The organism is Paenibacillus pinihumi DSM 23905 = JCM 16419, assembly GCF_000422505.1.
Lineage (GTDB): Bacteria > Bacillota > Bacilli > Paenibacillales > Paenibacillaceae > Paenibacillus_D > Paenibacillus_D pinihumi.
Genome location: NZ_AULX01000043.1, coordinates 1 through 11,377, shown reverse-complemented (window position 1 = coordinate 11,377; position 11,377 = coordinate 1). Strand labels below are relative to the sequence as shown.

The 11,377-nt window shown below is 55.8% G+C and carries 2 protein-coding genes; both read left to right on the top strand.

All coding sequences use genetic code 11. The features are described 5' to 3' along the window. Positions 1-15: 15 nt before the first annotated feature. Positions 16-8,253 (top strand): non-ribosomal peptide synthetase, encoded by an 8,238-nt coding sequence (locus H583_RS0113755; protein ID WP_245585913.1) that lies wholly within the window; start codon positions 16-18, stop codon positions 8,251-8,253. A 44-nt stretch (positions 8,254-8,297) separates the two neighbouring features. After that, on the top strand, positions 8,298-11,377 hold a 3,080-nt coding region (locus H583_RS0113750), incomplete at its 3' end, for a non-ribosomal peptide synthetase (protein ID WP_028560960.1).

Sequence of the window (11,377 nt, the reverse complement as noted above, 5' to 3'; positions counted from 1 at the left end):
GTAAGCGAGCTGGATGTGCGCCGGGATACAAGCCGCAGTCCATTGTTCGATTATCTGTTCACTCTGCACAATACAGTCAAAGATCAGGTGGACTTGAGTCGATGGGGAGCTTCGCTATATCCGTTTGTTCACCGGATTGCGAAGTTCGACCTGACGCTTAATGCGTACGAGTTAGAAGGGGAACTGCATTTCAGCCTGGAGTACAGCACAAAACTGTTCAAGCGGGAGACCATTGAGAAGCTGTCGGAGCGCTGGCTGAAGGTGTTGGATGAATTGAGTCGCGATGCGACCCAGCGTCTGGGTGAAGTGCGGATTATTACAGCAGCGGAAGAGGAAGTGCTCTTGAGGCTGGGCGAAGGCGAGGCAGCCCGCCGTGAAGTAATCGAAGCAAGATGGCCGTCAGCCTGGACGGAGCAGGCAACGCTGGATGGATGGTTCTCGAAGCAGGCAGCCCAAACGCCGGAGCGGACGGCCGTGTCAGCGGGAGAAGCGAAGCTGAGCTATGGGGAACTGGATCAGTTGTCCGAACGGATTGCGCAGGTGCTGAGGGGGCAAGGAGTAAAGGCTGAGGTGACGGTCGGTCTAATCGCAGACCGGAAGCCGGAGCTGATTGCCGGAATGTTGGGGATTTTGAAGGCAGGCGGGGCTTACGTGCCGATTGATCCAAGTTATCCGCTGGAGCGGAAGCAGTATTTGGCCCAGGATAGCGGAGCGGGGCTGATCGTCAGTTGCGGAGAGCATGAGGATGCGTATCGTCTGGGTGTGCCTGTGCTGGATCTGTCCCGGATGGATACATGGGCATTCCCGGAGACGGCGGTAAGCATGGAAGCAGTAACGGAGCGTCCGGTGGAAGCGGTAAAGGGGGAGGAAAGCGCAACCCGTCTGGCATACGTGATCTATACATCGGGTACGACGGGCCAGCCGAAAGGGGTCATGGTCGAGCACCGGAGCGTAGTGCACTTGGTGCAGGGCTTGTGGGAGCAGGTTTATCGTGATCTTGAATCCCCGCAGCAGGTGGCGCTGGTAGCATCGTATGTCTTTGATGCGTCTGTACAGCAGATATTTGCTTCGCTGCTGCTGGGACATGAGCTTCATCTGGTGCCGGAGGATGTGCGCCGGGACGGTATGAAGCTGGCGTCCTATTACCAGCAGGAGAATATTGGGATATCTGATGGAACGCCATTGCATGCGAGAATGCTGGGTGAAGCCGGAGAGCGTCTGCCTGTGAGACGTTTCCTGATCGGAGGCGATGTGCTGACGGCAGGGACAGCCCGGATGCTGTTGAAGATCTGCGGAGAAGAGAGCAGGCTGTTCAATGTATATGGCCCGACCGAATGCTGCGTGGACTCCACCAGTTGGCAGGTCGATGTATCCCGTTTGGAAGAGAGGGAAGAGGCCCCGATTGGAAGACCTTTTGTGAATCGGGTGCGGATCATGGATGCAGCAGGGAGATTATCGCTACCGGGGGTATCCGGAGAGCTGTATATTGGCGGTCCGGGCGTGGCGAGGGGTTACCTGAACCTTGCAGAGCTGACGGAGGAGCGTTTTGTCGAGGACCCGTATGAACCGGGATCGAGACTGTACCGTACAGGAGATCGCGGAAGGTGGCTGTCTGGAGGCGAGCTGGAGTACCAGGGCCGTCTGGACGAACAGGTGAAGGTTCGGGGGTACCGGATCGAGCTTGGCGAGATCGAGAGCCGCCTGTTAGAGCATGAGGCGGTGAAGGAAGCGGCTGTAATCGTCAGAGCGAATGCGGAGGGGGAGAAGGAGCTGTGCGCGTATGTGATTACCGCCAGTCCGATTAGCGTAACCGAGCTGAGGACCCATCTGTCGTATCATTTGCCGGAATATATGCTGCCGTCCCATTATACGGAGCTGGACGCCATGCCGATGACGGTGAACGGGAAGCTGGACCGGTCGGCACTGCCGGAGCCGCAGCACAATGTGGAGAGCGGAACGGAATACATGGCCCCGCAAACCGAGGTGGAGCAGACACTGGCGGACATCTGGACGCAGCTCCTTGGACATGAACATATCGGGATTCATGATAACTTTTTTACGCTCGGCGGAGACTCGATTAAAGCCCTGCAAATGGGAGCCAGACTGCACCGTTTAAAAATTACTTTGGAACTGGAGCATATTTTCAATTATCCGACGATAGCGGAGTTAAGCCAGCGGGTAGAAAGCGGGCAGCAAGCAAGCGGCGAGAATGAGCTGATTACAGGCGAGGCCAAGCTTACCCCGATACAGCGCCAATACTTTGCCCAGCAATATGAGGAAGAGCATCACCGGAACCAGTCGGTTATGCTCTACAGCAAGGAAGGGCTGGAGGAATCAGCACTGCGGCGTGCGGCAGCGAAGATTGCCGAGCATCATGACGCGCTAAGAATGGTATTCCGGCGTGAAAGCGACCAGGTAATTGCGTACAACCGGGGGCTGGAAGGCGAAATCTACCGACTGACAGAGGTGGATTTGCGCGGGGAGACAGACGCATCTGCTCAAATTGGAGCCGAGGCCGCGCGGATGCAGGCCGGATTCGATCTGGCCGGCGGCCCGTTGTTGCAGCTTGGCTGGTTCCGTACAGATGCAGGCGATCATTTGCTGCTAATCATTCATCATCTGGTAGTGGACGGTGTATCCTGGCGGATTCTGTTCGAGGACCTGGCGTCAGCTTACGAACAGGCATTAGCCGGGAAAGCGAAGATTGACCTCCAGGAGAAGAGCCATTCCTTCCGTACCTGGTCGGAGCGCCTCAACAGCTACGCACAGAGCCGGGAAGCAGCAAGGGAACTGAAATATTGGCGAGAAATTGACCGGACAGATCTCCTGCCACTGCCGCGCAAGGAGGGCAAGGCGAGCCGTCTGAAGGATAGCCGTACCGTATCGGTAGCGTTGGATGAGCAGTACACGAAGCGTCTGTTGACGCAAAGCCACGGAGCGTACAGCACGGAAATTAACGATCTGCTGTTGGCAGCGCTGGGCATGACGATCCGGGAATGGACAGGGCAGCAGGAAGTGGCGGTGAGCCTGGAGGGCCACGGGCGTGAGAATCTGATCAAGGGCATGAATGTAACACGTACAGTAGGATGGTTCACAAGCGTCTATCCGGTGGTGCTGAAGGTAAGCCGTCCGGAGGATACGGGCTACCAGATCAAGCTGACGAAGGACAGCCTGCGGAAGGTGCCCAACAAGGGAATCGGCTACGGTCTGCTGAAACACCTGCGTGAGGAAAAGGGAGAGCCGTGGAAGCTGCACCCGGAAATCGGATTCAACTACATGGGTCAATACGATGAAGATATGCAGCAGGGAAGCGGACAGTTTGAGTTATCCCAAGAAGAGATGGGCCCTCAGTTCAGCCCGCAGATGAAGCGGGATTATGTATTGGATTGGAATGGGTTGGTGCAGGGCGGCCAATTGATCATGACCTGCAACTATAGCGCAGAGGAATATGAGGAAGAAGAAATTACGGGTCTGCTGGAGAATTACCGGAAGCAGTTGGAGCGAATTGCTGATCATTGCGCAGAGCGCAAGGAGACTGAGCTGACGCCAAGCGACCTGCTATACAGCGATCTGACGATTGAGGAGTTGGAAGAGCTCGGTCCGGAGAGGATTTCCGATGTTACCCCGTTAACACCGATGCAGGAAGGGATGCTGTTTCAATATTTATTTGACGAGCATTCGGAAGCATATTTCACCCAGATGTTCTTCGTAATTGGCGGAGAGCTTCGGGTTGAGCTGCTAGGCCAAGGTTTCCAATGCCTCATTGATCGTCATGAGTCGTTACGGACAGTATTTAAATATGACGGAGACAAACATCTGCAAATTGTACTGAAGGAACGCATTGCGGATTTTGCATTGGAAGATTTGAGCGGTCTGGAGGAATCAGAGCAGCAGCGGCGGATGGAATTGTACAAGAAGGAAGAGCGCCAGGCCGGATTCGATCTGCGTTCGGACCTGCTGATCCGGACGACGGTATTCCGGTTGGGAGCCGAGCGCCATGCGGTTCTGTGGAGCCACCATCATATGCTGATGGACGGCTGGTGTGTTGCGGTGCTGGCGAAGGAATGGATGGACATGTATGAAGGTTTGCGCCGCGGAGAGGAAGCCGGGCTGGAGCGGGTATCTCCCTATAGCGGTTATGTACGCTGGATGCAACGGCAGGACAAGGAATTGGCCCTGAACTACTGGCGGGAGCACCTGTCGGGCTATAGCCAGGCTGCTGGGGTGCCGAAGCGAAGCGTGCCAGGCCCGTCACAAAGAGTACAGCATGTGTTCCATCTGGATTCCGGCTTGACTGCGGGTCTGAACCGTCTGGCGCAGCAAAAGCAAGTGACCGTCAATACAGTGCTGCAAGCGATCTGGTCGGTGCTGCTGCAACGGTACAGTGGTACGCCGGATGTCGTGTTTGGCGCGGTGGTGTCGGGACGTCCGTCGGAAGTGGAAGGGATTGAGCGGATGATCGGGCTGTTCATCAATACAATCCCGGTACGGGTGCGGAGCGGCAAAGGACAGAGCTTCGAACAGCTTATTCTGGCGCTGCACAAGGAAGCGGGGGAATCGACCCCGTACCACTACTTCCCGTTGTATGAGGTACAAAGCCAGACGGAGCTGAAACGGGAGCTGTTGAACCACCTGTTTGTCTTCGAGAACTATCCGGTGGAGAAGGAATTGGCCGGCGAGGGAAGCGGCGGGTCAAGCGGTCATATTGGAGGCCGCATTGAGCATGTCGAGGTGTTCGAGCAGACGGGTTATGATCTGGAGATCGTCGTTTCGCCGGGAGCCGCAATCGAGGTGCGACTGAAGTATGACGCGGGCGTCTACGAGGACGAAATGATTCGCCGGATAGAGGGGCATTGGAAGCTAGCGGCGGAATATGTAGTGAAGCACCCCGAAAGGGAAGTTGCAAGCATTCCAATGTTGACCGAGGCTGAACGGGAGAAAATTATGCAGGCGTCTACCCGGCCAGAAGCGGCATATCCAAAGGACAAGACGATCGTGGACCTGTTCGAGGAACAGGTCAAGCGCGTGCCGGAGCGGGTGGCGGTGAGTGTTCCGGGCGAAAGCCTGACGTATCTGGAGCTGGACCGTCGGGCAGAAGAGGTCGCGCAGGCGCTGCGGAGCCGTGGAATCGGTCCGGAGAGCATTGTGGCGGTGATGCTGGAGCGTTCAGCATCTTTGATCGTGGCGATGCTGGGCGTCCTGAAGGCGGGAGGAGCTTACCTGCCGGTAGACCCGCAATTGCCGGAAGAACGGAAAGCGTACATGGTACAGGACAGCGGAGCGAAGCTGGTGTTGACAGGAAGCAGAGCCGGAGAGGGGCAAGAGCTGGGCGTAGAGAAATTGGACGTGGAGCAGTTGCTTGAGACTGCGGTCTGCGCACAAGCCCGGAAGGCGGCAGAGCAGGCACAGCTGCCGGAACAGCCGCTCGGGAAGATCACGGCAGAGGGAACCGTCTGGGAGAAGGCGAAGCCATCAAACCTGGCGTATGTGATTTACACTTCAGGGACCACGGGACAGCCGAAGGGCGTTATGGTTGAGCACCGGAATGTGGTGAGCCTCATGTTTGGGCAATCCCGTCCAGAGCAATGGTTCACATTTAATGAAGAGGATGTATGGACAATGTTCCACTCCTTCGGATTCGATTTCTCGGTATGGGAGATGTATGGGGCACTGCTGCAAGGAGGACGGCTTGTCATTGTTCCAAAAGAAATAGTCCGGTCACCGGCAGAGTTCCGCAAGTTGCTGATCGATGAGCAGGTCACGGTACTTAATCAGACACCTACCGCTTTCCAGTCCTTGTTGCATGAAGAGATAAAGTACCCGGAAAACGAGCTTAGTCTGCGGTATATCATTTTTGCGGGTGAGGCACTTATTCCTGCAAGCTTAAAGGGCTGGTACAGCAAGTATGGCGATAGAACCGGACTTGTCAATATGTACGGCATAACAGAGATTACGGTTCACGCGACATTCCGGTTAATGAAGGTGTCGGATACTGTTAGCAGCATTTCGCCAATCGGCATTGCACTTGATTCCTTGTCTGCTTATGTATTGGGACCTGAGCGGGAGTTGCTGCCGGAAGGAGTGCCGGGAGAGATTTACATTGGCGGGGCCGGGGTAGCCCGGGGATATCTGAACCGTCCGGATCTGACCGCTGCCCGCTTTATGCCTGACCTTCATAACCCCGAGGAGAGAATGTATCGTGGTGGGGACTGTGTAAGATGGTTGCCCGAAGGCGAGCTGGAACATTTGGGTCGGGTGGACGACCAGGTAAAGATCCGGGGATACCGGATTGAGCTGGGTGAAATCGAGCACCGGTTGCTGGAGCATGAGTCGGTGAAGGAAGCGGCAGTGACTGTACGGACGAATGCGGCAGGGCAAAAAGAACTATGCGCATACGTGCGGACCTCTAATCCGGTGAGTGTATCGGAGCTGCAAAAGCATCTGTCGCATCATTTGCCGGAATATATGCTGCCAGCGCACTACACGGAACTGGAAGCCATGCCGATGACGGTGAACGGGAAGCTGGATCGTGCGGCGCTGCCGGAGCCGCAGCACAACGTGGAGAGCGGCACGGATTACGTTGCGCCGCAGACTGAGCTGGAGCAAATTCTGGCAGATATCTGGTCGCAGTTATTGGGCTATGACAGTATCGGAATTTACGATAATTTCTTTACCCTGGGTGGCGATTCAATCAAGGCGCTGCAAATGGCGTCCAGGCTTCACCGGGAAAACCTGACGGTGGAGTTGGGTCAAATCTTCAATTACCCTACGATTGCGGAACTAAGCTTGCGCGCGGTTAAGGGACAGGCAAGTGGAGAAGACCAGTTAATTACTGGCGAGGCCAGGCTTACTCCGATACAGCGGCATTACTTTGCCCAGCAATATGAGGAAGAGCATCACCGGAACCAGTCGATCATGCTTTACAGCAAGGAAGGTCTGGAGGAAGCGGCACTGCGGCGTGCGGCAGAGAAGATTGCCGAGCATCATGATGCGCTGAGGATGGTATTCCGGCGTGAAGGCGATCAGGTGAGCGCGTACAACCGGGGGCTGGAAGGCGAAAGCTACCGTCTGCTAGAGGTGGATTTGCGCGGGGGGACTGACGTATCGGCGCAAATTGAAGCTGAGGCTGCGCGGATGCAGGCCGGATTCGATCTGGCCGGCGGCCCGTTGTTGCAGCTTGGCTGGTTCCGTACGGATGCCGGCGATCATCTGTTGCTAATCATTCACCATCTGGTAGTGGACGGTGTATCCTGGCGGATTCTGTTCGAGGACCTGGCGTCAGCTTATGAACAGGCACTAGCCGGGAAGGCGACGATTGAACTTCAAGAGAAGAGCCATTCCTTCCGTACCTGGTCGGAGCGCCTGTACAGCTATGCACAGAGCCGGGAAGCGGCGAGGGAGCTGAAATACTGGCGTGAAATCGACCGGACGGAGCTCCTGCCATTGCCGCGCAATGAGGGCAAGGCGAATCGTCTGAAGGATAGCCGGACCCTATCGGTAAAGCTGGATGAGCAGTACACGAAGCGTCTGCTGACGCAAAGCCACGGAGCGTACAGCACGGAAATTAACGACCTGTTGTTGACAGCGCTGGGCTTGACGATCGGGGAATGGACAGGGCAGCAGGAAGTAGCGGTGAGCCTGGAGGGCCACGGGCGTGAGAATCTGATCAAGGGCATGAATGTGACACGGACAGTAGGATGGTTCACAAGCGTCTATCCGGTGCTGCTGGAGGTAAGCCGTCCGGAGGATACAGGCTACCAGATCAAGTTGACAAAGGATAGCCTGCGGAAGGTTCCGAACAAGGGGATCGGCTACGGATTGCTGAAGCATCTGCGTGAAGAAAGCGGAGAGCCGTGGAGGCTGCACCCGGAAATCGGATTCAACTACATGGGCCAATACGATGAAGACATGCAGCAGGGAAGCGGACGATTTGAGCTGTCCCGGGAAGAGATAGGTCCGCAGTTCAGCCCGCAGATGAAGCGGGATTACGTGCTGGATTGGAATGGAATGGTGCAAGGCGGCCAACTGATCATGACCTGCAACTATAGCGCAGAAGAATATAAGGAAGAAGAAATTGCGGGTCTGCTGGAGAGCTACCGGGAGCAACTGGAGCGAATTGCTGATCATTGCGCAGAGCGTGGGGAAACCGAACTGACCCCGGGCGATCTGCTATATGACGGACTTTCCATTGAAGAGCTGAATGATCTGGTTGCCGAGCTTGATGATTTATTTGCCGATGAACCGGAATCATAAGATCCGTCATTACTGGCCTAGACTGAGCATTGGAAGGAGCTTATATGTCCAAAAAAGTTCATATTGAAAATATATATCCGTTAACACCGATGCAGGAAGGGATGCTGTTTCAGCATTTGCTTAACCCTCAATCGGAAGCTTATCACATTCAGATGTCTTTTCAGTTTGCAGGATGGGTTGATTTACCCATCTTGCAACAAAGCTTCCAGCTTCTAATTAATCGGCATGAATCGCTGCGAACGGTCTTTAAGTATGGTGGGGAAAAGCAGCATTTGCAAATTGTGCTGAAGGAACGCCGCGCGGATTTTACATTGGAGGATTTGAGCGGTCTAGAGGAATCAGAGCAGCAGCGGCGGATGGCGTTGTACAAGAAGGAAGAGCGCCAGGCCGGATTCGACCTGCGTTCGGACCTGCTGATCCGTGTGACGGTATTCCGGTTGGGAGCCGAGCGCCATGCGGTTCTGTGGAGCCACCATCATATGCTGATGGATGGCTGGTGTGTCGGGGTGCTGACAAAGGAATGGCTGAACCTGTATGAGGGCTTGTGCCGCGGAGAGGAAGCCAGGCTGGAGCGGGTGTCGCCCTACAGCGGTTATGTGCGCTGGCTGCAACGGCAGGACAAGGAATTGGCCCTGAACTACTGGCGGGAGCACCTGTCGGGCTATAGCCAGGCTGCTGGGGTACCGAAGAGAAATGTGCCAGGCCCGTCACGAAGAGCGGAGCATGTGTTCCATCTGGATTCCGGCTTGACCGCGGGTCTGAACCGTCTGGCGCAACAAAAGCAAGTGACTATCAATACAGCGCTGCAAGCGATCTGGTCGGTGCTGCTGCAACGGTACACCGGTACGACGGATGTTGTGTTTGGCGCGGTGGTGTCGGGACGTCCGTCGGAAGTGGAAGGAATTGAGCGGATGATCGGGCTGTTCATCAATACAATCCCGGTACGGGTGCGGACCGGCAAAGGGCAGAGCTTCGAGCAGCTTATTCTGGCACTGCACAAGGAAGCGGGTGAATCGACCCCGTATCACTACTTCCCGTTGTATGAGGTGCAAAGCCAGACGGAGCTGAAACGGGAACTGCTGAACCACCTGTTTGTCTTCGAGAACTATCCGGTGGAGAAGGAATTGGCGGGCGAGGGAAGCGGTGGGTCAAGCAGTCACATTGGAGGCCGCATTGAGCAGGTCGAGGTGTTCGAGCAGACGGGTTATGATCTGGAGATCGTCGTCTCGCCGGGAGCAGCAATTGAGGTGCGGTTGAAGTATGACGCGGGCGTCTACGAGGACGAGGTGATTCGCCGGATAGAGGGGCATTGGAAGATTGTGGCGGAATATGTAGTGAAGCATCCGGAAAGGGAAGTCACAAGCATTCCGATGCTGACCGAAGCCGAGCGGAAAAAAATTCTACAGGTCTATAACCAGACCAAATTGGTATATCCAAAGGACAAGACGATCGTGGACCTGTTCGAGGAACAGGTCAAGCGCGTGCCGGAGCGGGTGGCGGTGAGCGGTTCGTGCGAAAGCCTGACGTACTTGGAGCTGGACCGTCGGGCAGAAGAGGTCGCGCAGGAGCTGAGGAGCCGTGGAATCGGTCCGGAGAGCATTGTGGCAGTGATGATGGAGCGTTCAGCATCGTTGATCGTGGCGATGCTGGGCGTACTGAAGGCGGGAGGAGCTTATCTGCCGGTAGACCCGCAATTGCCGCGGGAACGGAAAGCGTACATGGTTCAGGACAGTGGAACGAAGCTGGTGTTGACAGGAAGCAAAGCCGGAGAGGGCCGGGAGCTGGGCGTAGAGGAATTGGACGTGGAACAGTTGCTGGAAACCAAGGCCTGCGAAGAAGCTCGGAAGGCAGCAGAGCAGGTGCAGTTGTCGGAGCAGCGGCTCGGGAAGATCACATCGGAGGGAACCGTCTGGGAGAAGGCGAAGCCATCAAACCTGGCGTATGTGATTTACACTTCAGGGACCACTGGACAGCCGAAGGGCGTTATGGTTGAGCACCGGAATGTGGTGAGTCTGATGTTCGGGCAATCCCGTCCAGAGCAATGGTTCACATTTAATGAAGAAGATGTATGGACAATGTTCCATTCCTTCGGATTCGATTTCTCGGTATGGGAGATGTATGGGGCACTGCTGCAAGGAGGGCGGCTTGTCATTGTTCCAAAAGAAATTGTCCAGTCGCCGGCAGAGTTCCGCAAGTTGTTGATCGATGAGCAGGTAACGGTGCTTAATCAGACACCTACCGCTTTCCAGTCCTTGTTGCACGAAGAGACGAAGCATCCGGAAAGCGAACTATGCCTGCGGTATATCATTTTTGCGGGTGAGGCGCTTACTCCTGCAAACTTGAAGGGCTGGTACAGCAAGTATGGTGATAGAACCGCACTTATCAATATGTACGGGATAACAGAGATTACGGTTCATGCGACATTCCGGTTAATGAAGCTGTCCGATACTGACCGCAGCATTTCGCCAATCGGCATTGCACTTGATTCCTTGTCTGCTTATGTATTGGGACCTGACCAAGAGCTGCTGCCGGAAGGAGTGCCGGGTGAGATTTATATTGGCGGGGCCGGGGTAGCCCGGGGATATCTGAACCGTCCGGATTTGACCGCAGCCCGGTTTATGCCGGATCTTCATAATCCGCAGGAGAGAATGTATCGTGCTGGAGACTGCGCAAAATGGCTGCCTGAAGGCGAGCTGGAATATTTGGGCCGGATGGACGAGCAGGTGAAGATCCGGGGGTACCGGATCGAGCCAGGAGAGATCGAGCATCGGTTGCTGGAGCATGAAGCGGTACAGGGAGCCGTCGTACTGGCGGAAGCGGGCGAGTTGGTTGCGTATGTCGTGCTGGCGAAGGCAATGGGCGTGTCCAATCCGGATGTGCAGGCGCTACGGGAGCATGTGCAGCGGGCACTGCCGGGTTACATGACACCGGGAAGCTTCGTAGAGGTGGAGGCGATTCCGCTAACGGCCAACGGCAAGGCGGACCGCCGCAGCCTGAAGCAGCTGGGACGCCGGATGGAAGGCGATTCCGGTTCCGTGGCCCCGTCCGATGAGCTGGAGAGCCGTTTGGTGGCGCTATTCGCTGACGTATTGGGTGTAACCAGCGTCGGCGTAACGGATGATTT